This window comes from Ensifer sp. ENS11 (genome assembly GCF_014851895.1).
Taxonomy (GTDB): domain Bacteria; phylum Pseudomonadota; class Alphaproteobacteria; order Rhizobiales; family Rhizobiaceae; genus Ensifer; species Ensifer canadensis.
In genome coordinates, this window is record NZ_JACVAN010000005.1 from 199,596 (window position 1) to 224,474 (window position 24,879).

Genomic DNA, 24,879 nt, shown 5'->3' on the forward strand with positions numbered 1-24,879 from the left:
CATAACATTTGCTTATTCTCATGCCGAATTTTCGAATTTGACGTCATGGATCCCCCATGCAAATTTCGTTGTCAAGCGAGGGCACTCCATTGGCTGGCTGAGGACTTTAGACAGGGTCCGGCTGGCGGCGGCACCTTCTCATCACAATCGAAAACCTTAAGAACCGGCGCTCCATCGGGCGCCGAAACGATGACGCATGCAAACATGCGCAGGGAACCGAAAGGCTGAATTGGTGGGTTACTTGCAGCTCATGGGCTTTAGCCCCGAAGGGTGGGGATACGATATGCTGGCGGCGACCGGCATGACGGTCTCGGTCGCAATCAGCGGGTTTCTTGCCGGCGGCATCCTGGGATGCCTCGGCGCGGCGGCGACGTTCTCGCGGTTCGCCGCGCTGCGTTTCGTCGCTGCGTCCTATACGACCGTGCTTCGCGGCATTCCCGACCTGCTCGTCATCTACCTCTTCTATTTCGGTTCGAGCTCGGTCATCTCAACGGTAGCGGCGATGTTCGGCACCCAGGGTTTCGTGGGCGCACCGGCCTTTCTGACCGGAACACTTGCGATCGGTGTCGTTTCCGGCGCCTACCAGACGCAAGTGCTGCGAGGAGCGGTTCTGGCCCTTTCCAAGGGCGAGATCGAGGCAGGCCGGGCCTATGGCATGCCGCCATTCCTGCTTTTTCGTCGCATCGTCCTGCCACAGGCCGCCCGTTTCGCGATACCCGGTATCGGCAATGTCTGGCAGCTGGTGCTGAAAGAATCCGCACTGATTTCGGTGATCGGGCTGGTGGAACTGATGCGCCAGGCCCAGATCGGCGCCGGATCCACCCGCCAGCCGTTCAGCTTCTACCTGACGGCGGCAGCGCTCTATCTGACGATCACCTTTGTCTCCGGCCGCGGGTTCCGTATCGCGGAACAGCGTGCAATGCGCGGTGTGAGGAGAGCTGTGTGATGGCGCTCGACCTTTCTTTCCTCGCGGACACTTTCCTGGCGCTTCTGACAGGCATCCCATTGGCGCTTCAGCTCGCAGCAACGTCCATCATCGCCGGCGGCATCCTTGCCTTCGGCCTCGCACTGATGCGGGTATCCGGGAGATGGTGGCTCGATGGACCGGCGCAGATCTACATCTTCATCTTCCGCGGAACCCCACTCCTCGTGCAGATCTACATCATCTATTACGGCCTCAGCCAGTTCGAGGCCCTACGCCACAGCTTCGCGTGGCCGTTCTTGCGGGAGGCCTATTGGTGCGCCGTCATCGCGCTTGCGCTCAACACCGCAGCCTATAGCGCGGAAATCATCCGCGGTGGCCTGATCTCGGTTCCTGCCGGCCAGGTGGAGGCGGCGCGCGCCTGCGGGATGTCGAACACGACGCTGTTCCGGCGCATCGTGCTTCCGCTCGCCCTGCGGCAGATGCTGCCCGCCTATAGCAACGAAATCATCCTGATGACGAAGTCGACGGCACTCGCCTCGACGATCACGCTGATGGAGATCACCGGCATCGCCGCCAAGCTCATCTCGGCAAGCTATCGCCCCGTCGAAATCTTCATCTGCGCCGGCGCCATCTATCTCGCCATCAACTTCATCGTCGCACGGCTGTTCGCTGGCCTGGAATACGTCTCGACGCCCGAGCGGCGAACCCCGCTTGCGACACCTGGCGTCCCGGAAACACGGAAGGAATGTCATGTCTGATCATGGAAGTGTACCGGCCGTTGAACTGTCGGGAATCCGCAAAAGCTACGGCCCGCTGGAAGTTCTGCACGGCATCTCGCTCACTGCCAACGAGGGTGACGTGATCTCCATTCTGGGCTCATCGGGATCCGGGAAGTCGACCCTGCTTCGTTGCATAAACATGCTCGAAGTTCCCAACGCCGGCTCGGTCGCGATCCATGGTGAAACCATCCGGATCCATCAACGCCAAGATGTGACGCCGCGCCCGGAAGACAGCCAGCAGGTCAACCGTTTGCGGGCCAAGGCCGCGATGGTGTTCCAGTCATTCAACCTCTGGTCCCATCTGACCATTCTCGAAAACCTGATCGAGGCCCCGGTGCACGTGCAAAAGCGGGACCGCAAGCAATGTCTGGCGGAGGCGGAAGCCCTGCTGGAGCGTGTCGGCATTGCCGACAAACGCCATCACTATCCCGTCCATCTCTCCGGCGGCCAGCAGCAGCGTGCGGCCATTGCCCGCGCATTGGCGATGCGACCGAGCGTAATGCTGTTCGACGAACCGACATCGGCGCTCGACCCCGAACTGGTCGGCGAAGTGCTGAAGGTCATGCGCGACCTGGCGGCGGAGGGGCGCACCATGCTGATCGTCACCCATGAGATGGCGTTTGCCCGCGACGTGTCGACCCGCACGGTCTTTATCCATCAGGGCGTCATCGAAGAAGACGGCCCGCCAGCCGAAGTCTTTTCCAACCCGCGTTCCGACCGGTTCCGGCAGTTCATTTCACGGGAGGAAAGTGCCGCCCCCTAGAGCATTTAAGGAAAGGCGGCGGCAATGCCTGAGCGGATCTACCGTCGACAGAAATACCAACCAGAAAACACATAAGAGGTGAACTGATGAAAGTGCATACGATCCTGACAACTCTCCTTGTTGCGTTTGGCGGAACCGCCGCGGCCCAGGACAAGGTGCTGACGATCGCAACCGAGGGCGCCTATGCACCGTGGAACTTTTCCGGGCCCAACGGCACGCTCGACGGCTTCGAGATTGATCTCGCCAAGGTGCTTTGCGAGCGCATGAAGGTGAAGTGCGAGATCGTCGCCCAGAACTGGGACGGCATCATCCCGTCGCTGACGGCGAGGAAATACGACGCGATCATGGCCGGCATGAGCATCACGCCCAAGCGTGAGGAAGTGATCGCCTTTTCAACCCCCTATGCCGCGGGCATCAACGCGTTCGCCGTCGCCGCCGACAGCCGGCTTGCCGAAATGCCGGGCACGGGCGAGAGCTACTCGCTGGATAGCCAGGCGGACGAGGCCAAGGCTCATATCGACGAAATCGCCAAACTGCTCGACGGCAAGGCCGTGGGCGTACAGGGGTCGACGACGGCATCGGCATTCATGGAGAGCTATTTCAAGGATGCGGCCGACATCAAGGAATACAAGTCGACGGAAGAGCACAACTTCGACCTGGTGAACGGCCGGGTCGATGCCGTGCTCGCCAACGCGACGGTTCTTACGGAGTCGCTGGCAAAGCCGGACATGCAAGGTGCGAAGATATCCGGCCCCCTCTTTTCCGGTGGCATCTTCGGCTTCATCGCCGTCGGGTTGCGCAAGGAAGACACCGCACTGAAGATGCAATTCGACGAAGCGATCGAGGGCGCGCTTGCTGACGGGACCGTGAAGGAGCTGTCGATGAAGTGGTTCAAGATCGACATCACCCCCCGGCTCTGACGGACCCGAACCGGGTGCGGCGGCCTTAGCCGCACCCAACTCGCTGACAATATCGAGAATACTTCATGGCACTTCTGGACGAATGCGAGATGGCCGTCGTGGGCGGCGGCCTCGTCGGCGCAGCATTGGCCTGGGGCCTTGCGCGGTCCGGCACCCAAACCATGGTACTGGACGGTGAGGACCTGGATCTTAGAGCATCGCGCGCCAACTTTGCGCTGATCTGGGTGCAGGGCAAAGGTTTGGGCGCGCCGGATTATGCGCATTGGTCGAAGGCTTCGGCCGAGCTCTGGCCCGAATTCGCGCAGACGCTTGCCGCCGATACCGGCATCGACGTGGCCTTGAGCCAGCGCGGTGGCTTTTCCTTCGCGCTGTCGGCTGAAGAACTCAGAGACTGGCGAAGTGAGCTCGAAACCATCGCCGCGCAATCCATCGGAGAACCCGCCCCCTATGAAATACTCGAGCCGCAAGCCCTTCGTGCACGCCTTCCCCTGATCGGCCGGGATGTCGTCGGTGCGATCTATTCGCCGAGCGATGGCCATGTGAACTCGCTTCGGCTCTTTCGCGCCCTTCATGCGGCCATGAAACATCGTGGCGTCGACTATCGCGCCTATCATCGTGTGGACCACATCGAACCGATAGAGGGAGGTTTTCGCCTGACGGGCGAATGGGGTGCCGTGCGCGCGCGCCGCATCATCCTTGCCGCTGGTGTGGACAATGAGCGCCTCGCACCCATGGTCGGCCTTCGCGCGCCGCTCAAGCGCAGCAAAGGCCAGATTCTGGTGACCGAGAAATGCGCGCCGTTTTTCAGCTTTGCATCGACGACCATCCGCCAGGCCGACGAAGGTGGCGTGATGATCGGTGACAGCGAAGAGTGCACTAGTTCTGCCTTAACCACCAATCAGGATATCACCGCCGTGCTGGCAAGCCGCGCGATCCGTGTTTTCCCGACGCTAGCCGACGCCAACGTCGTCAGAAGCTGGACCGGATTTCGCGTCAAGACCCAAGACGGCTTGCCGATCTACGAACAGTCTTTGACCCATCCGGGTGCCTTCATCGCCATCTGCCATTCCGGCGTGACGCTTGCCGCCAATCATGCGCTCGCCGTGGCCCCGCAAATCGCGGACGGCGCGCTCTCAAGCGCCCTGTCTCCCTTTCATTCGCGGAGGTTCGATGCTCCTAAGAACGTGTGAAATCACCGACAAACTATCCTTCACCTTCGACGGCGAGACGCACTGGGCCGAGCGCGGCGATACGCTGGCACTCGCGCTTCTGGCAGCCGGCGTCGACGTCTTCCGCAAGAGCGCCGTCGGCGGCGTCCCGCGCGCGCCCTATTGCCTGATGGGTGTCTGCTTCGAGTGCCTGGTGACGGTCGACGGTGTGCAGAACCGGCAAAGCTGCCTGATTGAAGTGCATGAAGGCATGGTCGTTGCGAGCCAACAGGGTGCACGCACTTTGACGGAAAGCGAGTGCAAATGAGCGCACATACCGTCACCCATGCCGAGCAGTTGGCGGCACGTTACGATCTCGTGGTCGTCGGTGCCGGCCCCGGGGGTCTCTCGGCCGCAATGGAAGCCTCGACCGCCGGGGCTCGTGTGCTCGTCGTTGACGAAAATCCCGGCCTCGGCGGGCAGATCTATCGCGCAATCACCCGCAACACGCCAGAGCGGCAACCGTTCCTCGGCGAGGATTACTGGAAGGGCAGTTCGATCGCCGCAGTCTTCCTGGACATGGCGGTGGATTATGCACCATCGACCACGGTCTGGGATCTTGTGCCTGCCGTTGGAGCCAGGGCCTGCGATAACGCAGTGGTGGGTCTGACGATCGGCGGGACGACCCGCAGGATTGAGGCGCGAGCCGTCATCCTTGCAACCGGCGCCATGGAGCGGCCGATGCCGGTGTTGGGCTGGACGCTGCCCGGCGTGATGACCGCGGGTGCGGCGCAGATTGCCCTCAAATCCATCGCGGGCATCCCGAAGGGCAGGATCGTTCTGGCCGGTTGCGGCCCGCTTCTCTATCTGCTCGCAGCGCAGCTACTGGATGCCGGCGCAGATATAACCGCTCTCGTCGACACCACCGACAAACGACAGCGGCTACCGGCGCTGCGCCATCTGCCTGACTTCCTGCGCTCACCCTATGTCGCAAAGGGACTGGCTCTTCTCATCAAGGTCCGCAGGCGAATTCGGATCATAGCGAACGTCTCGCAGCTGTCGATCATCGGCACGGACAAATTGCAATGCGTGGCCTTTCGCGCCGGCGAACGCCAGCAGACGATCGCCGCCGACTGCGTGCTCTTGCACCAGGGCGTCATTCCGAACATCAACCTTGCGAGCGCTGCCGGTTGCGCAATCGAATGGAACGATCGGCAGCGTGCCTTCCAGCCGCAGACGGATCGTCAGGGGCGCACGACCGCCACGGGAATTTTTGTCGCCGGCGATGGTGCCTTCATCGGTGGCGCCCAGCATGCCGCGGTCAGCGGACGGATCGCAGCGCATGCCGCCCTGTCCGACCTTGGCCTGCGCATACAAAGCGGGGCAGACGACAGGGCCATTCAGCTGGAAGCGGAGCGTCAAACATATCTTCGCGGCAGAGACTTTCTCGATGTGTTTTATCGACCGGCGCAGCAATTTCGAGCACCGCAGGATGAAGCCACCATCGTCTGCCGCTGTGAAGAGGTGAGCGCCGCAGTGCTGCGCCAGGCGATCGCCCTTGGCCCACCGGGCCCAAACCAGCTCAAGACGTTCACGCGTTGCGGCATGGGGCCCTGTCAGGGGCGCCTCTGCGCCTCCACCGTCACGGAGATGATGGCGGCGGAACGAGGCGTCAGCCCAAGCGAGATCGGCACTTATCGCCTGCGCGCGCCGGTCAAGCCGCTTCGCCTTAGCGAACTCGCGGCCCTTCCCCAAACCCGAGATGCGGTGATCGCCGTGACCGGCCGCGTCCCCGACGAACCGAGCACGTTACAAACAAAGAAAGGCAATGCCCCATGACCAAACGCCACCTCCCCACCCCGATCATGCATCGCGTCGTCGAGCACAATGGCCTTGTGTTCGTCGGTGGCACGACCTGCGACGACGAAAGCCTCGACATGTCAGGACAGACCGAGGAGATCCTGGCGAAGATCGAGAGCTATCTGGCGCAAGCCGGGTCGGACAAGACAAAGCTGCTGTCGGCAACGATCTTCATCACCGACATGAACCTCAAGCCTGAGATGGACGCAGTCTGGAAGAACTGGCTGGCACCGGAGACCTTTCCGGTACGCGCAACCGTCGGCGTTGCTGATCTCGGCGGCGACGCCAAGATCGAGATCGTGGTCACGGCACATCGGTAACTCATCCGACCATCTTCACACTCCGGGGTCCGTCAAACCGATAAGACGGACCCGACGCAATGATCGCAATGTGCCCGGTGAAGAGAACCGCTTTCAACAAGAACAAAATCCGCCGGGACACGCGACTTCTCGTCAACGGCGATGCCTACCCCGAGATCATCCGGAAGACCAAACGGTCACGACTTGAGGCGCACGTCAGCAGTGTCTCCCTGATAACGATTGAGACCGATTTCCATGTGGGTCGCCCTGCGATGGATTTCCGACATAACCGGCTCGAAAATCTTGTTGCGGCGCTCGAGGTCGGCATGTTCGGCAAGGTAAGCCGGCACCAGTTCGGCAATCTCATTGAAGACGGATTGTTCGTCGATCGTGGTCAGACGCCCATCCTGCACCACGATCCGGCCGGCGACCATCACGATCTCGATCGAGGAGCCGTTTTCCGAATAGACCAGATGCTTTGCGACGTCGTTGAGCGGCATGAAGGGATAGCTGCTGAGATCAAGGATCAGGAGATCTGCCGCCTTGCCGACCTCGATCGAGCCAGTCACCTGTTCCAGCAAGGCCGTCCTCGCGCCGCCGATGGTCGCCATGGCGAGAATCTCGTCCGCTGCCACCCACCTCTCATAGTCGGGCCCGGCGGCGCTGTGGACGAGGCCGGCGACGCGCATGACATCGAAAATGCGCGCTGTATCGTTCGAAGAGACGCCGTCGGTACCAAGGCCGATCGACACCCCGGCATCGAGCAGGCGGCGGATCGGCGCAATGCCGGCGCCAAGCTTCAGGTTCGAGACGGCATTGTGGGCGACCGAGACCCCTGCCTCCCCCATCAGCCGCATGTCCTCGTCGCTCACCCAGACCGAATGCGCGATCGTCGTGTTGCGTTTTAAAAGACCGAGATCATACATGTAGGCGATCAGGGATTTGCCATGCAGCATGTGGCCGGTCACGGCTTGGGTCTTGGTTTCGAGAATATGCGTGTGGAACGGAACGTGCTTTTCGACCGCAAGATCCATGCACGCCGCCATGAGATCCGGCGAACAGCGCTGCGGCGCGGAGGGGGCGATCATGAAATGCAGCCGGCCCGATCTGCCGTGCAGGCTGGAGAAAGCCGACCTGCAATAATCCATGTAGCCATCGGCAGTTATCGGCGGGCCAAAATCGAGAAGGGCCTGCAACTCGGGCGGCATCACCTCGCGGGCAAAGGGCAGCGCATCGAGTGTGTGGACGTTCATCACGGCACTCGAGACATTGGCGCGAATGCCGGCATCGTCATAGGCGCGAAAGACGGTTGAAAGGCGATCGAGATCATGCCGAGGCGGATCAAAGAAATCGTCGCAGAAGGTGGTGACGCCGTTGCGCAGCGATTCCATGGCCAAGAGCAGGCTGCGCAGATAAAGCAGCCGTTCGCCGATCGGGTCGTTCATCAGCAGCGGATAGGCATAGAGCAGCCAGATTTCGAGCGGCATGCGCTCGTAGCGGCCCCGAAGGAAGGTCTCGCTGGAATGGGTGTGGGCATTCACAAGCCCGGGCATCACCAGCTTGCCCCGTCCCTCAATGATATGTGCGCCAGGGCCGGCCGAGAGGCCGTCACCGATGGCCTTGATGGTCTCGCCCTCAATCAGCACGTCGCCGGCAAATGGCGCTGCGCCATGGCTGCCATCCATCGCCACGATCGTCGCGTTGCGGATCAGGATTTCACTCATGGCAGGTTTTCCAGTGAATTCAGGAGAAGATCATAATAGGCGACTGGGTCGCCGTCCGTGACATAGAAGACATTCCTCGGCCGGTCGGTGATCTGCCACCAGTCGGCGACCGTCATGCCAGATGTCAGCGTGCCGTTGAGTTCGACGGAGACGTTGATCTGCCGTCCTGAAAACATCTCCGGCGCCAGCATGAAGGCCGGCACGCACGGCCCATGCAGCGGCGCACCTTCCCAGCCGTATTTCCTGAGGTCGAAGGCTTCGGAGAACTCCAGCATTTCGGCCGTCGCCACGCCGCAGCGGTTTCCAAGTGCCCGCATGGCGCCGAGACGCTCCTGTGTCGAGCGCATCCTGTGCGTCACGTCGAGCGGCAGGAGCGTGGTCCTGATGCCGGCCCTCAGCACGATGTCAGCGGCCTCGGGATCGACATAGCAGTTGAATTCCGCCGTCGGCGTGATGTTGCCGACTTCGAAATAGGCGCCGAGCATGGCGACGACCTCGTGGATCTTGCCGGCTATGTCGGGCGCCTTGCGCAAGGCCATGGCGAGATTGGTCACCGGCGACAGCGAGCATATCGTGATCTTGCCGGGGTTGGCGCGCACGGTATCGATAATGAAATCGACGCCGTGCTTTTCCTGCGGCCCGATCTTCGGCTGCGGCAGGTCCGGGCCGTCAAGGCCGGTCGGTCCATGCACGTGCTCGGCCATGACAAGCGGGCGGATGATCGGATGCGGGCAACCCGCGAAGACGGGAATATCCGGCCGGCCGGCCAGTTCCATCAGCTTCAGGCAGTTGGCGATCGTGTGATCGAGGTTGATGTTGCCGGCCGTGGCTACCAGCCCGAGAACGTCGAAGGCCCGTCGCTGGCCGAGGATCATCAGAATGGCAGCCGCCTGGTCCTGACCAGGATCGGTGAGGATGATAAGCTTGCGTGTCATGCCGTCACCTTGCCGGGAGCGCCGCCATCGAGCCACGCGTAAAGCTCCCAGGTCTCGCCATCAGGCCCGTAGAGATAGAGGCACCGGGCGTTCCACGGGTAGTCGGCCGGGGGATTTATGAAGGTCACGCCGTCTTTTGCGAGATCCGCATAAAGGACATCGATATCCGCGGGACTGTCGAGCCGTACCGCCACGAGCACCGCCGATGCCGATCCCTTGGGCACGTGTACATCGGCATGTTTCTCGATATGCGACCGCTCCCACAGCGCGAGCGTCAGCCCCGCACCGGTGAAATCGGCAAAGCCGGGTGCGCGGTGCCTGAGTTCGAAGCCGAGCTTCTGCGTATAGAAGCGGATCGACGCCTCGAGGTCGGTGACCAGGATGCAGACATCCTGGATCGGATGGCGTTGCGCGAACGTCATGGTGCCTCCCTATTGATCCCTAAGCTCGGCGAAGGAACTGGCGGCCTTCGCACCGCCCCGCAGCTTGCCGGAGAGCCAGACGCCGAAGACGGTCGCGAGATAGGGCAACGCCTGCAGGAGATCGTGCGGGATCTTGTCGCCGAACATGAGCTGCGCCCGGATACCGAGCGCGCCGACGACGGCGAAGAAGAGCGCAGCGAAGGTGGCCCCCACCGGATGGGAAGCGCCGAAGATGACCGCGGCGAACGCCATAAATCCGCGACCCGCCGTCATGCCCTGGGCGAAGAATTGCAGGCTGCCGGCGGCAAGTTCCGCCCCACCGATTGCGCACAGCGCCCCGCCAATCGCCAGCGCCACGAGGCGCATGCGCGAGGGATTGGCCCCGACGCTGCGGGCAGCGAAGGGATGCTCGCCACAGGCGGCGAGCCGGAGACCGAAGCGCGTGCGACGCAGCAGCACCCACATGCCGAAGACCACGAACGGCATGGCGGCGACCGCGATCGACAGCACGCCATAGGCTCCGAAGGTGGGCCCGAGCTTCGGAATGCCGAACGGTGCGGTCACGCTCGCCTGGCTTCCGAAGATCGACTGAACGGCGAGCGCCGTGCCACCGACGCCAAGGCCCGTCAGGCCGAGGCCGGCGATGATCGGATTGGCCTTGAGCCTGTCGATGACGAACCAGAGGAGGACGGAGGCGAGCACGCAGATGAGGATGGCGATGAGCATGGCAGCGAGGATGGAATTGGTCAGGATGATGCCGACGATCGTGGCGCAGGCACCGATGATCATCAGGCCCTCGAGACCGAGGTTCCACACCCCTGCCCGCTGCGCAATGACGCCGGCGAGGGTGACATAGATCAGCGGCGTACCGGAACGCAGGATGGCGATGATGATCTCGTTCATGATGGGCGCCCTCCGAGACGCAGCACCTTGTCGACGAACTTCGACCTTGCCGTGATGAACAGCGCGATCGCCGCATTGATGATGTCGATCGCGGCGGCCGGCAGCCCGGCCATGATCGGCAGATAAAGCGCCGCCGAGGCAAGGCCGCCGAAGAACACCGCCGCCGCCGCAGTGCCGACCACGGAGAGATTGGCGACAAGCGCGATCAGGATCGCCGTGAAGCCGTGGGCAGGCAGGAACCCGGATGCGATGCGGCCGTTCGGCCCCATGAACTCGATGGTTCCGGCGAGACCCGCCAGTGCGCCCGAGATGATGAAGCTCGAAAGACCCAGTTTCCACAGCCGCGCGCCCTGCCACTCCACCATCGTGCCGTTGCGGCCGGCAAGGCTCGCAAGAACCCCGAAGGCCGTGCGGTTGACCAGGAGCCACATCAAAATGCCGACGGCGGCCGCGATGGCGATGATGGTTGGGGACAGGCCGAGCGAGTCCGAGATGCGGTAGGCCGCGTCGAGCGGGCGACTTGATGCCTGCTGACCGGATCCCGAAGGATCCTTGAGCGGTCCCGAGGTGACATAGACCAGAAGCAGGCCGGCCATGAAGTTTCCCATCAGCGTGGTGATCACCTCGTCAGTACCAGACCGTAATCTCAGGAGCCCCGGCCAGAGCGCCCAGAGGGCGCCTCCCAGCATGCCGGCGATGATGAGCGCCGGGATAACGAGGAAAGCCGGCCCGCCCTTGAACGCCTCGGCGGCGAACGCGGCGCAGATCGCGCCGACATAGAACTGGCCCTGGGCGCCGATGTTGAAGAAACCCGCCCGGAAGGAAATCCCGACGCCTACGGCCGTGACGAACAGTGGCAGCGCCCATCTGAGGCTCTGTTCGATCGCACCGCTGCGCAGGAAGGCGCCATCGACTACCGCCCAGAGCATGGCCCCCGCGTTGTAGCCGGCAAACTGGAACACCAGAGAGCACAGGATGAGCGCGAAGGCCACGAAGATCAGGCTGCGGGCAACCGTGATGAAACTGTCTTTCATGCGCTTACCCTCGCAGCCGCATCGGTCATGGCTGCGCCCACCGACGCGATGTCGAAGGGCGCGCGGAATTCGCCGTTCACACGCCCCGACAGCATCACCACCACACGGTCGGAGATGTCGAACAGCTCGTCGAGATCAGATGAAATCAAGAGGATGGCGGCGCCGCGATCGCGCGCCTGCCGGAGCGCCTGCCACACGAAGGCAGTGGCACCGATGTCGAGACCACGCGTCGGCTGAGCCGCGATGATCAGCCTGGCATCGCGATCGACCTCGCGCGCAAGGATCACCTTCTGGGCATTGCCACCCGACAACGACCCCGCCTTCTGCGCTGAATTGTGGTAGTGGACACTCCATTCCCTAAGCGACCGGTCGCAGGTTTCGCGCACCGCAGAGGGGCGGATCACCTTGAGCAGGCTTCCCTGCAGCAACTCCCTTGCGCTCCAGTTCTGCCAGAGCGAACTCGTGAGGCTGAGACCTTCGACATTGCGCTCGAAGGGAATGATCCTGAGACCAATCGCGCGACGGGCGGCGAGCGGTTTGCCGGTCACATCACGGCCTGCAAGCACGATCGAACCGCCGGCAAGATCGGCAAGGGCGGAAATCGCGCGCACCAGTGTCTTTTGTCCGTTCCCCTCCACGCCGGCTATGCCGACGATTTCGCCTGGGCGAATGTCCAGATCGATGCCATCGAGCGCGATGCCCTCACTGTCCGGCCGTGTCGAGACGGCCTTCATGGACAGCACGCTCGGACCTCTCGCGTTCTCCGGATGACCTGCGCCCTCGCCTGCGGGCGATTTCGACCCGACCAGCGCGTCACGCTCATGCCGGTCGAGCGTCTTAGCAATCGCATCGCCGACGATCAGGTTGGCGAGCCTCTCGGCCGAAACCTCGGCAATCGGAAGCGGCCCCTCGACCTTTCGGCCGCCGCGCAACACCGTGACCGTATCGGCGATGCCGAGCACCTCGCGAATCTTGTGCAGGATGAGGATGACGGTAACGCCGCGCTCCTTGAGACGACGGACACGAGCAAACAGCATGTCTATGCCTGAGGGAGAGAGCACTGCGGTCGGCTCATCGAGGATGAGCACGCGCGCATCCATGACAAGCGCCCTTGCGATCTCGATGCCCTGCTGGGTCTCGATCGGCAGGTCGCGGATCCGCCTGTTCAAATCAACGTGGACGTCGAGACCGGCGAGATGGGTCCGCCATTTTTCCGCAAGCCCCTTGCGGCTGTAGATGCCACCTTTGCCAGTGGCGCCGAACTCCATGGTCTCGGCAACGGTAAAGGACGGCGGCAGGGCAAAGCTCTGATGAACCAGCTCAACGCCCGCAGCCCGGCTCTGGCTGACCTGGCCGGTGCGGATTTCCTGGCCCATCACGTCGACCGCGCCGGCGGTCGGCTGAACAAGTCCCGCAGCGACGCGGGCGAAAGTTGTCTTGCCGGCGCCGTTCTGGCCCACGACCGCGTGGATCTGGCCGGGAACAAACGAAACGGCAACGTCCGACAGTGCAGTCACGTCTCCGAATTTCACGGTGACATCCCGGCACTCCAGCGCAGGCTTCGGAAGGTTGGACATCAAAAGGTTCCCATCGAGAGCGAAGGCTCACGGACCGTCAACAGGAAGGAAGACGATCCGCGAGCGTCCGGCGGCCCTCCCCGAAGGCAAAGGCCGATGCCGGTTTTTCGTCAAGGCTCCGGTGCCGACCCTGCGGCCGGCGCCGGAGGCTCAGAGTGTGGTATTGAATGGAACCTTGATGGAGCCATCAAGAATACCGGCACGCGCCTTTTCGACCTCGACAAGCGCTTCCTTCGCCCTGGCATTCAGCTCAGCCGGCCCCTGTTCCGCGAAGACCGGCGAGGGAATGAAGTCGATGACGCCGGTGCCAAGGCCCGTATGCTCGTGCGTGCCGCCCTTCCATTCAGGACCGACGGCCTTCGTTGCCTCGTTGTAGAGCGAGACGCCGAAATCGAGGCCGACGATGGAGATAAGCGACTTCGGACCGAGTGCGTACTGTCCCGGAGCAAGGCAGCTCACCATGCGGCCTTCCTTTTCGTTGGCTGCGGCGATAATGCCGCCGTCGGTGGCCGCCGCGTCCGTCTGAATGTAGTCGATGCCGTCATTGTACATCTGGGTAGCGATTTCCTGGCCCTTTGCAGGATCCTGGAACGAGCCGGCAAAAGCGGCGATGACGCTGGCGTCCGGCTTGATCGAGTGGACGCCGGCTTTGAACGCGTTGAAATCGGCGTTGAGCGGCGGGATCGAAACACCTCCGATGAAGCCTGTCTTGCCCGTCGTTGTCATCTTGGCCGCAAAGACGCCAGAGAGATAGCAGCCGAGATAGTAGTCGTAGGACACCGTGACTACGTTCGGGATCGCCGGCTCGAAGGGGTCGGCGAACAGCTGGATCCATTTGGTACCGGGATAGGACGGCGCCAGCGCCTTGAAGGGCTCGGCCACTTCGTTGAAGGTGGAGATGATGATCGCAGCACCTGCGTCGCCGAGCGTGCGGTAGATGGTCTCGTAGGTCGCGGGGTCCTGCGCGTAGACGGCGCGGTATTCAAAACCCTTCTCTTCCGACAGCTGCTTGAGCTTGGCGATCATCTGATCGACCGGGCCGTTGTCGCCGGCGGCCTGCGTGTGGACCAGTGCGACCAGCCCGCCGGACGCCATGGCAAATTCGGGCACGATGCTGGCGGCAAGACCGAGCGCTGCGGCGCCCGCGCTCGCCTGCAGGAATGTGCGACGGTGCATTATGTGTTGTGAAGCCTTGTCAGTCATGATTGTTCCCTCTTTTGTTGATTGTCTTGTGTCATGCGCATTCCGACACGCGCGGGCAATGCCGACGCGTGCCTGGTCGTCTCAAAGCGGCGGCGAATAGGATGCAGGGTTCATGATCATCACCTCCTGCTTCTGGATCGCATCGAGCGCCCAGACCTCGGAGATGAATCTTTGCCAATCCGGATCGGCGTACATGGCCGAGCGGCGCGCCTCGCGATCCGCAAGGCTGTCGTAGGCCCACATCAGAACGGTGGTGTGAAGCGTACCGAGTTCCGAAACGTAGAGGCCGACGAATTTGTTGAGATGGCGTTTCTGCACAGGGAGGCCATCGGCCTCATATTTCTTCATCCACTTGTCGACCGTGCCTGGTTTGAAGGTGTAGGTGCGGTGTTCGAGGATCATCGGATCACTCCCTTAGGTGTTCAGGATCAATTCGGCGCATTTCTCGCCGATCATGATGGCGGGCGCGTTGGTGTTGCCGCTCGAGATGATCGGCATGATCGAGGCGTCGGCGACACGCAGACCCTCGATGCCATGGACCTTGAGCTGCGCATCCACCACCGCCATCGGATCGTTGCCCATCTTGGCGGTGCCAACAGGATGGAACGTCGTCATGGCCGTTGCGCGCAGCCAGCGGGTCAGCCCGGCATCGTCGAGCGCTTCCGGCCCGGGCGCCAGTTCCTTGCCGCGAAAGCGGTCGAATGCCTTCTGGCCGACGATGTCGCGCGTCAGCCGGATGCCGTCGATCATCGTGCGGATGTCGAAATCGGACTGGAGGTAGTTCGCCTGGATCCTCGGCTTGTCGGTTGGGTTCGCCGACCGCAGCGTAATTTCGCCGCGGCTCGCCGGATTGACAGGCCCGACGCGGATTGTGAAGCCGTGATCGGCCTCCACCGCCCGCTTCTTGGCGAAGGGGTTGGGGAAATGCAGATTGGCGGTCTTTTCCAGCGCCGGCATGAAATGCAGCTGGATGTCGGGCGAGACCAGACCGTCGTTCGAGCGAATGAAGGCACCGGCCTCGTAAGGAAACGTCGTCGTGATACCCTCGCCGAACAGCATCCCTTGCGCGACGGCAGGAATGAGCTTGTCGGCGCGCAGGTCGCCGAACAGCGTCACCGGCTCACGGCATTCCCAGCTCATGACGCAGTCGACGTGGTCCTGCAGGTTCTTGCCGACACCGGGAAGATCGAGCACCGGGTTGATGCCGAGCGCGCGCAGCTCGTCGGCCGGTCCGATGCCGGAAAGCAGCAGCGCCTTGGGCGAATTGACGACGCCCGCAGACAGGATGACTTCGCGCCCGGCGCGTGCGAGGCCGGGCCTGCCATCCTTCAAATATCCGACGCCGCATGCCCGGCCCCCCTCGATGAGGACACGCGTCGTTTCGGCGCCCGTCAGCACGGTCAGGTTCTTTCGTCCGAGCGCCGGGCGCAGGAATGCCCAGGATGTGGACCAGCGCTTGCCCTTGCGGATGGTGAAATCGTAGCGGCCGAACCCTTCCTGGGTGGCGCCGTTGAAGTCGTCATTCTCTGGATAGCCGGCCTGCAGGCCCGCCTCGCAGAACACGTCCATCAGCGGATTATGGCCACGGGCACGGCAGACGGTGAGTTCGCCGTCCGTGCTGTGAAACGCGTCATCGCGCTCGATGTGCGTCTCAGAGCGCCGGAAAGCCGGCAGCACGTCTTCATAGGACCAGCCGGGTGAGCCGAGCTGCGCCCAGCGATCATAGTCGTGGCGATTGCCGCGCACGTAGATCATGCCGTTGATGGTCGAGGTCCCGCCGAGAACCTTGCCGCGCGGCCAATAGAGGGAGCGGCCGTTGAGATAGGGCTCCGGTTCCGTGTGATAGTGCCAGTTGTAGATGCCCGAATGGAAGAGCTTGCCCATCAGCATCGGTAACCGAAAAAGCGGATTGCGGTCCTTGCCACCAGCCTCGATCAAAAGCACGCGGTTGGCCGGGTTCTTCGACAGGCGGTTCGCAAGAACGCAACCGGCCGAACCCGCGCCAACGATGATAAAGTCATATTCCGGGGTAGACGCCATGGTTCACCATGCGATGGGACGGCCGCCCATCGCCTCCAGATAGAGATTGCAGAGAAGGAAGGGATTCTCCCGGCCAAGCACCTTGTCGGCGAAAGCGGGATGCTCTCGCTCGATGCAGGCGACATTGCCGGTGCGGCCCTCGCGAATGCCGGTTTGGGCGAAGATATCGGCCGCAGCCGCACCGAAACCGAGAAAGACGATCGGCTCGCCCCGCGCTAGAAGCATTTCGACCACACGCAGCATCAAGGGCCGCCAGAACGGAAGATGTCCGCGCGACTGATGCGGATCGATATCGACGCGAAATCGGGATAGCGTCAGGGATGCGTTGAGCAGCAGCACGCCCTCGCCCACCCAGCGGTCGGCGATTGCGTCTGGCGCCTCGAACGCGCCGGCAGGGTCGCACAACAGGCGCCGCACATCGGGCCAGCGACCGAAGTCTTCGCTAAGGCTCTCGTCACCGAGCCGCGCGGCCGCGATGAGCTGCATATAGGCGCGGATGCTCTTCGAGAACATCTTGTCCAGCTCGACCCACGCGGCAAGATTGCCGGCCTCGAAGGCTCGGCCCGTTGCGAAACCTGGCTCCGGATAGGGATCCTGACCGAGGATCATGCAGCGCACGCCGTCGGGAGCGATCCCATCGAAGGCCGCAAGAGCATGCGCACCCTTCGGCTGCCCGGGAAAGGTCTTGCCGCGACGCGCGGGAAAAATCGGCTCCCAGGATTCGAAATCGAGACCGGCATCGACCCGATCGAAATCATCGCCGATGGGTCCGAGCGCATCCTGCCAGACATCAGGCAGATCGGCCTCCCAGCCGGCCAGCGTTTCCGCCATCGCCTCCCTCAGTCGTCCCGACATCACACCGCCCCTCCAACCTGCTGAACGAGAGACTAGACAAAAGCTGACCAAAGTGTCAACTTTCATGAACGCAAAAAATGACTATGTCGTCAGGTTTTTTTGACCAGATCGTCAACTTTTTTTGCAAAGGGCGATGCGCTTGCATTTTGCCGGAAAACTCGGAAATTGCGGAAACGGTCTCGCCGCCACGCATGATTGTCTGGTAGGGAGCGGCGGCGAGATGGAGGCGAGATCGCATGGCAAGGGCAGCACGAGATCCGGAGGAGCGTATACGCGCACGCAATATGCGCCTCATCATCAAGGCCGGGATCGAGATATTCGCGCGTAAGGGCTTCGACGGCACACGCATCGCCGAGATCGCCGAGGCCTCGGGCCTGCCCAAGGCCAACGTCTATTACTACTTCTCCTCCAAGGAGGAGATCTACAAGGCCATCGTTACACACCTAATCGCCAGCTGGGACGACGCGCTGAAATACATCTCGCCCGAGCGCGAGCCAGCTGACGCCTTCCGCCTCTACATCAAGGCCAAGCTCGATTACACGCGTAAGAACACTGCGGAATCCCGGCTCTTTGCCAGCGAGATCATCCAGGGCGCCCGGTTTCTGAAGAAGAAGGATCGCGACCACATGCGCCAGGTCACGGATGCGCACGTGGCAGTCGTCGAGGGATGGATTGCGGCAGGAAAGATGCTTCCGGTCGATCCGCGCCACCTGTTCATCATGCTTTGGGCATCAACCCAATTCTACGCGGATTTCGAGCCCATCGCAGCCGACGGACTGAAGAAGGCGCGTTTGAAGGCAGAGGATTATGACACGGCGGCGACGACGATTACCGAGACGATCCTCAAGGGCATTCTTCCGGACCCGGCGCAACGTTCATGAATGAATATAACATGAGCGGGCCTCAAACTTGATTGCTCTCGAAAGAATTCAAACCGTCGACACCCGCCATGTCACGCTACGGACATTAGTAGTTTGCGAGCTTCTTGCCGGTTGATCATGCGGCGTAGATATCAAATTATCCGGCAAGGCTTTGAAAGCGACGAGGGCCGATTGCTTGATTGTTTTTTCTCCAACGCTCCCCGGAAACGGCAAAATAACGGGTGCGTTCGTTAGCCCGGATAGCCATATCTTGGCCGTCGCGAGCTTGTTTCCGCTGCTTACAAATCCGCCAGGGCGTGCCGCCTATACCGGGCAAAGGTTGCGCCATCGGCTGGCCCTCTACCATCGCGGCGAGCGGCGGCCCTTTGCGGCCTTCGATATGCTGCGGCTCCCCATCAACGACATCAGCTTTCATCCGCACGAACCGGTCATCGCGATTGCGGCAGGCAGCTACGATGGCGGCTGGTTTTTTGAAGGCGAGCTGGTCGCTTGGAACTGGTCATCTGATCGGTCTTGGCCGCTGGCCGGGAGTCTCCCCGAGATTGAGCGCTGCAGCTTCAATGTCGCTGGCGATCGGCTCGATCTGCTGGTCAGGCCCTGGGACGAGGAGTGGGGCAGCGAAGAAAGTGAGGAAGATCCGTTCGACCGGCTCTACCCGGTGAACGTTGCTTACGAGGGGGCAATCGGCAGTATCGCTGTCGAGATCGATCCGGGGACATGGATCGCGCGTCAGATGATCGACAGGCAGATGTCCGATCAAGATCGGCAATCGGCGATGGAACGGCAGCTGGCCGATTGGTTCGGCACCGATCGACTGGTGCAGCGAGGCGCAATCTGGGACGTCGCTTGGCTGGACAGCGGCCGGCTCGCCGCCGTCCATGACCACTGCCTGCTCGAAATTCATGACCTGGAGAACGGCAGCGTCGTCTGCTTCTCCGGTGAGGGGTATGGCGCGCGCATCCTGCGATCGTCGCCGCCGATTGTTCAGATCGGACCGCCTGCCTCAGCGCTTGGCGAAGCACCGCGCTCGCGACTGCAGGTGCTCCGTGATGGGCGGCTTGCGGAATTTGGTACGTTCGAGGGCGTCTATTCCTTTGTCTCCTCCCGCGACGGTCGGGTTCTGGGGCGGCGCGACAGGCATCCGGCGGGCGTTGGTCAAGCCGATGTCCTGATCGATATCGGCACCGGACAGGCCCGGTTTGCCGACCTCGGCCACTATGACTGTTTCAATCATCATATCGGCATCGATGGCGCGCCAGATCTCTACTTGCTGCAAGGCACGCCACCGACCTCACACAAGAAGAAACGTCTCTGCCGCGTGCGACCGGACGGCACCGTCGAGGACTTGTGGCCGCTCCTGCCTGCCGACGGCAGCCACGCCAGTCATGCCATGGAATGCATCGGCTGCTACGTCGAGGACGACGCCGGTCGTGGTATCGTCGTGGCCGGCCGGCACTATCACCCAGATCCGCGTCACGGCCATCATGGCTTCATCTACCGAAAGGCGATCGAGCGACCGGGCCGTGAGATCTGGCGTCACGCCACCGCTGCCGCCGCCAGCGCCGTGGTTCATGTTGCGCCAATAGGACTTGTTGTTGCGGCGCTGCTCGACGGCACGATCCTCGTGCTCGACGCGGCAGCCGGCACAGTCGTGGCGAAGGCGAGTGCCGCCGTCAACGGGGTTGCGACGGTCATCTATGCGATGGATGCTTCAGACGCCTTGCTGGCTGTCGGAACGTTCGACGGATGCATCGCCGTCATTGCGCTCGACGATCTGTCGGCCGATAGCGGCATCCTGGAACTGGCCTGAGTCGTCCACACCGCGCGCCTCACGATCCTGCTTCCTTGACCGTTCACCTTCCCTTACAATCCCTTCCGGACACAGAGGAGTTCCGCAATGAGCGAAGACGCCTTCAACATATCGATCCGCAAGTTCTTGAAGGAAGTCGGCATCACCTCGCAGCGCAAGATCGAGGAGACGGTGCGCGAAGGGCAGACCGGCGAAAAGACGCTGAAGGTTCGCATGACGCTGACGGCGGAAGGCACAGACCTCAACCACGTGGTAAATGGCGAGATCGAGCTTCCGTAAAACGCATCAAGCTCTCTACCGTGCGACGTCGCACCCCATTAATGCAATTTCGGATCATGGTCTCCACTCATTGCCCATCCGCATGGCAGTGGCCTTGCATGTGCGGGGGGGGGGGGGGGGGGGGGGGGGGGCGCGAGTGTGCGCGACCTTTTCTGGTCAGGCCGGCAGTCTTGTTGATATGTCCGACCTTGCAACAAAAAGATGCCTCCCAATTGAGCGGCGCCTGAACGGATGCCGGGCGTCGGATACGCCGGGCATGACACTGTTTGGGTTCAAGTGTCGGGCCGCGGCCACTGGATCATCGCGCTGAAAATCCGGTGGCCGGTCAACGGTGATGCCCGACGATCAAGCCTCGTCAGGCCCCTTCCTGTACACTAGGAACTTGTTGCCCTCAGGGTCGCGAAAATATGCGCAGTACGGGCCGTCGGAGTTTTCCCCTCTCGGTCCGGGAGCGCCTTCGTCAAAGCCGCCAGCCGCCAAAGCAACCGCATGGACCTCGTGAACCTGAGCACGGGACCGAGCTTCGAAGGCGACCATCCCGCCATTGCCGACGTTTGCCGGTGCGCCGTTGAAGGGGCTGATCACGCCGAATTCGAGCGCCTGGTGCCCGTAATAGACAGCCCTTCCGGGCTGCACCAGAACGCGGCCGATACCGAATACGCCGAGCAGCTTGTCATAGAAAGCCGCTGCAGCATCCAGGTCATTGGTGCCTACGGTCGAGTGACCCGGCAGCCCGCGGGGCTTGTCGGGCTGAGCTGTGATATCGTTCATTACGATCTTCCTCTTATGTTGCGCGCGGCCAGGGTGGTGACACCATCCTCAGCTCGCAGAGGAGATCTGCGCGTTTCTTGTGTATCGCATTTTTCACAAATGCAGCCGGTGTGTTTCGAACTGTGTCAAACTGCCGGGCGGATACATCCTCATACAACTGCCCTTTGGAGCGATACGGACCCGGGACGTGAGCGGCGATACATGCCGTTACAAACGGCCCGTCGGGCGGACACATCGTCAATACACGAACGCACTCAAATGGTGCCGCTGGCCTCAATGACGAAGGCTCGAACAATGCGGAAAGGAAGACCAGATGAAAATGTCTCATGTCATGGCGGGTGCGCTGCTGATCGTTGGAAGTGGATTGGCGCTGCCCACGGCCAACGCACAGCAACCGGGAATTCAGCGCACCGACCTTGTGCAGCACGATCTCAGCATACCCGCGCACGAAACCGTTCAGGCACGCGTCGACTTCGGGCCCGGCGCAATCTCCATCAAGCACTCTCATCCGGGCGAAGAGGTGGCCTATGTCCTCGAAGGCTCGCTGGAATACCAGCTCGAGGATAGAGCGCCGGTCACCCTTCATGCCGGAGAGGCCCTGTTCATTCCGGCCGGGGTGGCTCATCTCGCGAAGAATGTCGGCAGCGGCAAGGCATCGGAGCTCGCGACCTACATCGTCGAGAAAGGAACCCCGCTTGTCGTCCCGGTCAAGTGAGCGTTTCGACATGGATCCTCGAAAGCAGAGAGAAGGAAGTGTGAAAATGACCGCTGAGAAAACCGCCAACGCTTTTGCGCTGTCGCGCCGGGCTCTGCTCTTAAACGGAGCGGTGGCGGCAGCCCTTGCGGTGTCTCGCCCTGCTAGCGTCGTCGCCCAAGCGAACACCACGACGCCTTTGGAGGCCGGCGAAGTTCGCCCCTTCCGCGTTGATGTCCCGGCGGCAGAGCTCGTCGATCTCAGACAGCGCCTTGCCGCGACACGCTGGCCAGACCCGGAAACGGTCGATGACCGCTCCCAGGGTGTACAACTGGCGAAGCTGCAGGCGCTGGTGCGCTACTGGGAGACGGACTACAATTGGCGCAAGGCAGAGGCGAAGCTTAATGCCTTGCCGCAGTTTCTGACTGACATCGACGGCCTCGACATTCACTTCATTCATGTGCGCTCGCGTCATGCGAACGCATTGCCGCTCATCATGACCCACGGCTGGCCCGGTTCCGTTTTCGAATTGTTGCAAGTCATTGGCCCGCTGACCGATCCGACGGCGCATGGAGGGACGGCGGAAGATGCCTTCCATGTCGTGCTTCCGTCCATTCCAGGGTTCGGCTTTTCGGAGAAGCCCAAAGGTACCGGCTGGAACCCGGATCGCGTCGCTCGCGCCTGGGACATCCTGATGAAGCGCCTTGGATATGGAAACTACGTGTCACAGGGCGGCGATTGGGGCGCCATCATTTCCGATGCGATGGGCCGCCAGGCTCCTGCGGGTCTGCTCGGCATTCATGTGAACAGGATTGAGCGCTCGACCACCATCCCGCCGGAAGTTGCACGGGCGTTGAGAAGTGGTGATCCTGCACCGGCGAATTTGACCGCCGAGGAACGGGCAGTTTTTGACCAGGCCAGGGAGTTCCTCAGCAAGGGCTTCGGCTATGCGGCAATCATGGGAACGCGTCCACAAACCGTCGGCTATGGCCTTGCCGACTCGCCGGTTGGACTGGCAGCATGGTTCTATGACAAGCTCGCCGACTGGGTGTTCACACGCGGTGAACCGGAACGCGCGTTGGGCCGCGACGAGATCCTTGACAACATCACGCTTTATTGGCTGACGAACACCGCGACCTCGAGCGGCCGGATTTACTGGGAAAGCAGCGCCGGCAACAGCAAGTTGGCTCCTATTGCGATCCCGGCGGCCGTGACGATATTCCCGGGAGAGGTTTACAGGCCGCCGAAGGACTGGGTGGCACGAGCGTACCACAACCTGATCTACTACAACCGAGTGGACAAGGGTGGACACTTCGCAGCCTGGGAAGAACCGGAGCTTTTCAGCGCCGAGTTGCACGCCGCATTCCGGCCATTGCGCCGGCTCTAGTAACGCATCGATTTCGAAGAAGCGCACGAGCCGGTGAATTTGGCGAACTCCGCTGCCACCTTCACGCAGGCGGCCTTTGAGCGCAAATCCGCAGAGACCGATCCCGGTCAGTTCGATCTCGCGCTGAAGGATTTGGAAACGGCCATCGAGATTGTCCAGGCTGAGGAGGGAGCCGATGTCGCACCTTGACTCCCTCCGGCGCTATGTCAGGCTTCAGATGTGAGGATGCCTCGAATTCGCATCCTCTCGATACCCTCTACGTTACTCGGGGGACTTCAGCCATGGACAACGCTCAAGCCAAGAAAATGATCTTGGAGTTCTTGCGCCAGCACACCCTGGCGGTGATCGCAACATCTCATGCAGACGGCAAGCCTGAAGCTGCGGCCATTGACTTTTCGGTGCGTGACAACCTCGAAATCGTGTTCGATACCTTCGAACAGACCCGCAAGTTCGAGAACCTGTCAGATAGAACAAGCGTCGCACTTGTCGTCGGCTGGGACAAGAATATCACGGTTCAATATGAGGGCGACGCCATGAAGGTTTCCGCCTACGAAATGCAGGAATACCAGAAAGCGCATCTTGAAAGCGTTCCAGTTGAGAGAGAGTTTGTCGAGAATGGTGCCGTCTTGTTCAAGGTCGTCCCTCGGTGGATGCGATATTCCGATTTCACCAAGGACCCTGTCGAACGTCTAGAGGTCCGCTTTTAGTGCCACGCGAGCGTGCGCTGATCAGCTATCTGCGGAAGAAATCCAGTACGCGGTGCCAGACGTAGCGTACGCGGTATCCCGATCGCACCTTGATCGGATAATTCCACCACAGGAGTTCGCTGATGTTGCTCCGCTTGTGGCCGTTGACGATAGCGGTGAGCGTGCTGGTCAAGTAGGTCAAGGGATCGACGATGTTGAGCTTGCAGGTCTCAATGAGCGTGGCGATAGTGGCTCAACTTTCGGCCCCGGCGTCGTGCCCCGCGAAGAGTGCGGTCTAGCGCCATCGTCCGTTCATTCTGCCCATGTCGGCGATCACCGGTTTTGGCTGTCACACAGCCAGGCGGATTTCCGGATTATTGCACCCAGTTCGGGCATAACGCCTTGTACTGGTCCAAGGCTACATCGTAGCCGGAGGCGCTCGAGCCGTCCAACGGCTTCCCGCCGCCTGCCTCGACCAGTAGGTATTCGGTGCTCATCCCGGTCGGATCATAGTCCGGGTTCGGCCCATTGAACTGGTAGCCTCGTCCATTGAGCGTGATGAAGGTGCCGGTTTTGCAGTTGGCCGAGATTTCCGTCAGCAGTTCCACCTTCAGTTCGTCCGCGATGCACTTCGGCGTTACCTTCTGCACGTACTCCCGGCAAAAGGCCGTGGCATTCTCTCGCGTGTGTTTCGTGAATATTTTGGCGTGAGTCGTCCCGATGTTCGACTTCTTCACCACCGTCACCTCCATGCCGGCACGCGAGCCGTAATAGAGCGTCTCCGCCTTTGCCGCTGTGCTCATGGCGAGCAACAGCCCGATCGTCGTGGCAATACGCATCATTTCCCCTGTGTAATTCCGCGTTGGAGCAACATACCACGATCAACCCTCCGTTGCGTACCTTCCCCGTGTGCAGCGCAAAGCCTCTTGGGGCTCGGCGCTGGCAACATGACCACTATCTTCAGAAAGATGGTTTTTGCGAGGG

The 24,879-nt window shown here is 61.7% G+C and carries 27 protein-coding genes and 1 pseudogene; 15 read left to right on the forward strand and 13 right to left on the reverse strand.

Annotated elements, in window-relative coordinates; all coding sequences use genetic code 11:
• Positions 1-250 precede the first annotated feature (250 nt).
• From IB264_RS12190 to IB264_RS12225, 8 genes are all read left to right on the forward strand, one after another.
• Entirely contained in the window at positions 251-946 is a 696-nt protein-coding gene (locus IB264_RS12190; RefSeq protein ID WP_192433672.1) for an ABC transporter permease, read from the forward strand.
• Positions 946-1,683 carry an ABC transporter permease gene (locus IB264_RS12195; protein WP_192433415.1) on the forward strand — a complete coding sequence of 246 codons (738 nt, stop codon included), beginning with the start codon at positions 946-948 and terminating at the stop codon, positions 1,681-1,683. Before IB264_RS12190 ends, IB264_RS12195 begins: the two co-directional genes overlap by 1 nt.
• Positions 1,676-2,467: an ABC transporter ATP-binding protein gene (locus IB264_RS12200; RefSeq protein WP_192433417.1), complete on the forward strand. Its 792-nt coding sequence runs from the start codon at positions 1,676-1,678 to the stop codon at positions 2,465-2,467. The genes IB264_RS12195 and IB264_RS12200 overlap by 8 nt, the downstream gene beginning before the upstream one ends.
• Before the next feature lie 86 nt (positions 2,468-2,553).
• Positions 2,554-3,387 (forward strand): lysine/arginine/ornithine ABC transporter substrate-binding protein, encoded by an 834-nt coding sequence (locus IB264_RS12205; RefSeq protein WP_192433419.1) that lies wholly within the window; start codon positions 2,554-2,556, stop codon positions 3,385-3,387.
• Between the two features lie 65 nt (positions 3,388-3,452).
• Positions 3,453-4,577: an FAD-binding oxidoreductase gene (locus IB264_RS12210; protein ID WP_192433421.1), complete on the forward strand. Its 1,125-nt coding sequence runs from the start codon at positions 3,453-3,455 to the stop codon at positions 4,575-4,577.
• Positions 4,558-4,863, forward strand: a complete 306-nt coding sequence (locus IB264_RS12215) for a (2Fe-2S)-binding protein (protein WP_192433423.1) — start codon at positions 4,558-4,560, stop codon at positions 4,861-4,863. The genes IB264_RS12210 and IB264_RS12215 overlap by 20 nt, the downstream gene beginning before the upstream one ends.
• Entirely contained in the window at positions 4,860-6,374 is a 1,515-nt protein-coding gene (locus IB264_RS12220) for an NAD(P)/FAD-dependent oxidoreductase (RefSeq protein WP_192433425.1), read from the forward strand. The genes IB264_RS12215 and IB264_RS12220 overlap by 4 nt, the downstream gene beginning before the upstream one ends.
• Complete coding sequence (locus IB264_RS12225) at positions 6,371-6,715, forward strand: RidA family protein (RefSeq protein WP_192433427.1); 345 nt, start codon at positions 6,371-6,373, stop codon at positions 6,713-6,715. Before IB264_RS12220 ends, IB264_RS12225 begins: the two co-directional genes overlap by 4 nt.
• Before the next feature lie 176 nt (positions 6,716-6,891).
• Here IB264_RS12225 and IB264_RS12230 read toward each other — a convergent pair whose 3' ends face one another.
• The 10 genes from IB264_RS12230 to IB264_RS12275 form a co-directional block, all read right to left on the reverse strand.
• Entirely contained in the window at positions 6,892-8,418 is a 1,527-nt protein-coding gene (locus tag IB264_RS12230) for an amidohydrolase family protein (protein WP_192433429.1), read from the reverse strand.
• On the reverse strand, positions 8,415-9,353 hold the full coding sequence (locus IB264_RS12235) for a nucleoside hydrolase (protein WP_192433431.1): 939 nt from the start codon (positions 9,351-9,353) through the stop codon (positions 8,415-8,417). The genes IB264_RS12230 and IB264_RS12235 overlap by 4 nt, the downstream gene beginning before the upstream one ends.
• Positions 9,350-9,775: a VOC family protein gene (locus tag IB264_RS12240; protein ID WP_192433432.1), complete on the reverse strand. Its 426-nt coding sequence runs from the start codon at positions 9,773-9,775 to the stop codon at positions 9,350-9,352. The genes IB264_RS12235 and IB264_RS12240 overlap by 4 nt, the downstream gene beginning before the upstream one ends.
• Positions 9,776-9,784: 9 nt before the next feature.
• A complete protein-coding gene (locus IB264_RS12245; RefSeq protein WP_025430490.1) occupies positions 9,785-10,678 on the reverse strand; it encodes an ABC transporter permease in 894 nt (297 codons plus the stop codon).
• Complete coding sequence (locus IB264_RS12250; RefSeq protein WP_025430491.1) at positions 10,675-11,712, reverse strand: ABC transporter permease; 1,038 nt, start codon at positions 11,710-11,712, stop codon at positions 10,675-10,677. The genes IB264_RS12245 and IB264_RS12250 overlap by 4 nt, the downstream gene beginning before the upstream one ends.
• Positions 11,709-13,289, reverse strand: a complete 1,581-nt coding sequence (locus IB264_RS12255) for an ABC transporter ATP-binding protein (RefSeq protein ID WP_192433434.1) — start codon at positions 13,287-13,289, stop codon at positions 11,709-11,711. Before IB264_RS12255 ends, IB264_RS12250 begins: the two co-directional genes overlap by 4 nt.
• Positions 13,290-13,439: 150 nt before the next feature.
• On the reverse strand, positions 13,440-14,465 hold the full coding sequence (locus tag IB264_RS12260; protein WP_171520121.1) for a BMP family ABC transporter substrate-binding protein: 1,026 nt from the start codon (positions 14,463-14,465) through the stop codon (positions 13,440-13,442).
• 108 nt (positions 14,466-14,573) lie between these two features.
• Positions 14,574-14,894: an NIPSNAP family protein gene (locus IB264_RS12265; protein WP_171519984.1), complete on the reverse strand. Its 321-nt coding sequence runs from the start codon at positions 14,892-14,894 to the stop codon at positions 14,574-14,576.
• Between the two features lie 12 nt (positions 14,895-14,906).
• Positions 14,907-16,532: a GMC family oxidoreductase gene (locus tag IB264_RS12270; protein WP_192433436.1), complete on the reverse strand. Its 1,626-nt coding sequence runs from the start codon at positions 16,530-16,532 to the stop codon at positions 14,907-14,909.
• 3 nt (positions 16,533-16,535) lie between these two features.
• Entirely contained in the window at positions 16,536-17,363 is an 828-nt protein-coding gene (locus IB264_RS12275) for a uracil-DNA glycosylase (RefSeq protein ID WP_057216638.1), read from the reverse strand.
• Between the two features lie 260 nt (positions 17,364-17,623).
• On the opposite strand from IB264_RS12275, the gene IB264_RS12280 reads away from it, so the two are divergent.
• The 3 genes from IB264_RS12280 to IB264_RS12290 all read left to right on the forward strand — a co-directional run bounded on the left by IB264_RS12280 (position 17,624) and on the right by IB264_RS12290 (position 20,357).
• Entirely contained in the window at positions 17,624-18,268 is a 645-nt protein-coding gene (locus IB264_RS12280) for a TetR family transcriptional regulator C-terminal domain-containing protein (protein WP_025430497.1), read from the forward strand.
• Positions 18,269-18,518: 250 nt separating this feature from the next.
• Positions 18,519-20,078: a hypothetical protein gene (locus IB264_RS12285; RefSeq protein ID WP_210335606.1), complete on the forward strand. Its 1,560-nt coding sequence runs from the start codon at positions 18,519-18,521 to the stop codon at positions 20,076-20,078.
• Positions 20,079-20,165: 87 nt separating this feature from the next.
• Entirely contained in the window at positions 20,166-20,357 is a 192-nt protein-coding gene (locus tag IB264_RS12290; protein WP_192433441.1) for a DUF6494 family protein, read from the forward strand.
• Between the two features lie 345 nt (positions 20,358-20,702).
• Here the strand turns inward: IB264_RS12290 and IB264_RS12295 are convergent, their stop codons facing one another.
• Positions 20,703-21,128: a VOC family protein gene (locus IB264_RS12295; RefSeq protein ID WP_057216629.1), complete on the reverse strand. Its 426-nt coding sequence runs from the start codon at positions 21,126-21,128 to the stop codon at positions 20,703-20,705.
• Between the two features lie 313 nt (positions 21,129-21,441).
• On the opposite strand from IB264_RS12295, the gene IB264_RS12300 reads away from it, so the two are divergent.
• From IB264_RS12300 to IB264_RS12315, 4 genes are all read left to right on the forward strand, one after another.
• Positions 21,442-21,843: a cupin domain-containing protein gene (locus IB264_RS12300; RefSeq protein ID WP_025430501.1), complete on the forward strand. Its 402-nt coding sequence runs from the start codon at positions 21,442-21,444 to the stop codon at positions 21,841-21,843.
• A gap of 46 nt (positions 21,844-21,889) precedes the next feature.
• Positions 21,890-23,209, forward strand: a complete 1,320-nt coding sequence (locus tag IB264_RS12305) for an epoxide hydrolase family protein (protein ID WP_192433443.1) — start codon at positions 21,890-21,892, stop codon at positions 23,207-23,209.
• Between the two features lie 39 nt (positions 23,210-23,248).
• The gene (locus IB264_RS12310; protein ID WP_158407878.1) at positions 23,249-23,398 is read left to right on the forward strand and encodes a hypothetical protein; all 150 of its coding nucleotides are present in this window, start codon (positions 23,249-23,251) and stop codon (positions 23,396-23,398) included.
• Positions 23,399-23,490: 92 nt separating this feature from the next.
• On the forward strand, positions 23,491-23,916 hold the full coding sequence (locus IB264_RS12315; RefSeq protein WP_192433445.1) for a pyridoxamine 5'-phosphate oxidase family protein: 426 nt from the start codon (positions 23,491-23,493) through the stop codon (positions 23,914-23,916).
• Between the two features lie 25 nt (positions 23,917-23,941).
• On the opposite strand, the pseudogene IB264_RS12320 reads toward IB264_RS12315, so the two are convergent.
• Both IB264_RS12320 and IB264_RS12325 read right to left on the reverse strand, forming a co-directional pair.
• Positions 23,942-24,187 (reverse strand): annotated as a pseudogene (locus IB264_RS12320) (transposase domain-containing protein); the annotation flags it as partial.
• An 82-nt stretch (positions 24,188-24,269) separates the two neighbouring features.
• Positions 24,270-24,734 carry a hypothetical protein gene (locus IB264_RS12325; RefSeq protein ID WP_246811741.1) on the reverse strand — a complete coding sequence of 155 codons (465 nt, stop codon included), beginning with the start codon at positions 24,732-24,734 and terminating at the stop codon, positions 24,270-24,272.
• Positions 24,735-24,879: the final 145 nt, after the last annotated feature.

What these genes read in the sequence shown, in the direction of transcription:
- IB264_RS12190 (WP_192433672.1), top strand. Translation starts at nt 251, where the DNA reads ATGGGCTTTAGCCCCGAAGGGTGGGGATACGATATGCTGGCGGCGACC.
- IB264_RS12195 (WP_192433415.1), top strand. Translation starts at nt 946, where the DNA reads ATGGCGCTCGACCTTTCTTTCCTCGCGGACACTTTCCTGGCGCTTCTG.
- IB264_RS12200 (WP_192433417.1), top strand. Translation starts at nt 1,676, where the DNA reads ATGTCTGATCATGGAAGTGTACCGGCCGTTGAACTGTCGGGAATCCGC.
- IB264_RS12205 (WP_192433419.1), top strand. Translation starts at nt 2,554, where the DNA reads ATGAAAGTGCATACGATCCTGACAACTCTCCTTGTTGCGTTTGGCGGA.
- IB264_RS12210 (WP_192433421.1), top strand. Translation starts at nt 3,453, where the DNA reads ATGGCACTTCTGGACGAATGCGAGATGGCCGTCGTGGGCGGCGGCCTC.
- IB264_RS12215 (WP_192433423.1), top strand. Translation starts at nt 4,558, where the DNA reads ATGCTCCTAAGAACGTGTGAAATCACCGACAAACTATCCTTCACCTTC.
- IB264_RS12220 (WP_192433425.1), top strand. Translation starts at nt 4,860, where the DNA reads ATGAGCGCACATACCGTCACCCATGCCGAGCAGTTGGCGGCACGTTAC.
- IB264_RS12225 (WP_192433427.1), top strand. Translation starts at nt 6,371, where the DNA reads ATGACCAAACGCCACCTCCCCACCCCGATCATGCATCGCGTCGTCGAG.
- IB264_RS12230 (WP_192433429.1), bottom strand. Translation starts at nt 8,418, where the DNA reads ATGAGTGAAATCCTGATCCGCAACGCGACGATCGTGGCGATGGATGGC.
- IB264_RS12235 (WP_192433431.1), bottom strand. Translation starts at nt 9,353, where the DNA reads ATGACACGCAAGCTTATCATCCTCACCGATCCTGGTCAGGACCAGGCG.
- IB264_RS12240 (WP_192433432.1), bottom strand. Translation starts at nt 9,775, where the DNA reads ATGACGTTCGCGCAACGCCATCCGATCCAGGATGTCTGCATCCTGGTC.
- IB264_RS12245 (WP_025430490.1), bottom strand. Translation starts at nt 10,678, where the DNA reads ATGAACGAGATCATCATCGCCATCCTGCGTTCCGGTACGCCGCTGATC.
- IB264_RS12250 (WP_025430491.1), bottom strand. Translation starts at nt 11,712, where the DNA reads ATGAAAGACAGTTTCATCACGGTTGCCCGCAGCCTGATCTTCGTGGCC.
- IB264_RS12255 (WP_192433434.1), bottom strand. Translation starts at nt 13,289, where the DNA reads ATGTCCAACCTTCCGAAGCCTGCGCTGGAGTGCCGGGATGTCACCGTG.
- IB264_RS12260 (WP_171520121.1), bottom strand. Translation starts at nt 14,465, where the DNA reads ATGCACCGTCGCACATTCCTGCAGGCGAGCGCGGGCGCCGCAGCGCTC.
- IB264_RS12265 (WP_171519984.1), bottom strand. Translation starts at nt 14,894, where the DNA reads ATGATCCTCGAACACCGCACCTACACCTTCAAACCAGGCACGGTCGAC.
- IB264_RS12270 (WP_192433436.1), bottom strand. Translation starts at nt 16,532, where the DNA reads ATGGCGTCTACCCCGGAATATGACTTTATCATCGTTGGCGCGGGTTCG.
- IB264_RS12275 (WP_057216638.1), bottom strand. Translation starts at nt 17,363, where the DNA reads ATGGCGGAAACGCTGGCCGGCTGGGAGGCCGATCTGCCTGATGTCTGG.
- IB264_RS12280 (WP_025430497.1), top strand. Translation starts at nt 17,624, where the DNA reads ATGGCAAGGGCAGCACGAGATCCGGAGGAGCGTATACGCGCACGCAAT.
- IB264_RS12290 (WP_192433441.1), top strand. Translation starts at nt 20,166, where the DNA reads ATGAGCGAAGACGCCTTCAACATATCGATCCGCAAGTTCTTGAAGGAA.
- IB264_RS12295 (WP_057216629.1), bottom strand. Translation starts at nt 21,128, where the DNA reads ATGAACGATATCACAGCTCAGCCCGACAAGCCCCGCGGGCTGCCGGGT.
- IB264_RS12300 (WP_025430501.1), top strand. Translation starts at nt 21,442, where the DNA reads ATGAAAATGTCTCATGTCATGGCGGGTGCGCTGCTGATCGTTGGAAGT.
- IB264_RS12305 (WP_192433443.1), top strand. Translation starts at nt 21,890, where the DNA reads ATGACCGCTGAGAAAACCGCCAACGCTTTTGCGCTGTCGCGCCGGGCT.
- IB264_RS12315 (WP_192433445.1), top strand. Translation starts at nt 23,491, where the DNA reads ATGGACAACGCTCAAGCCAAGAAAATGATCTTGGAGTTCTTGCGCCAG.
- IB264_RS12325 (WP_246811741.1), bottom strand. Translation starts at nt 24,734, where the DNA reads ATGCGTATTGCCACGACGATCGGGCTGTTGCTCGCCATGAGCACAGCG.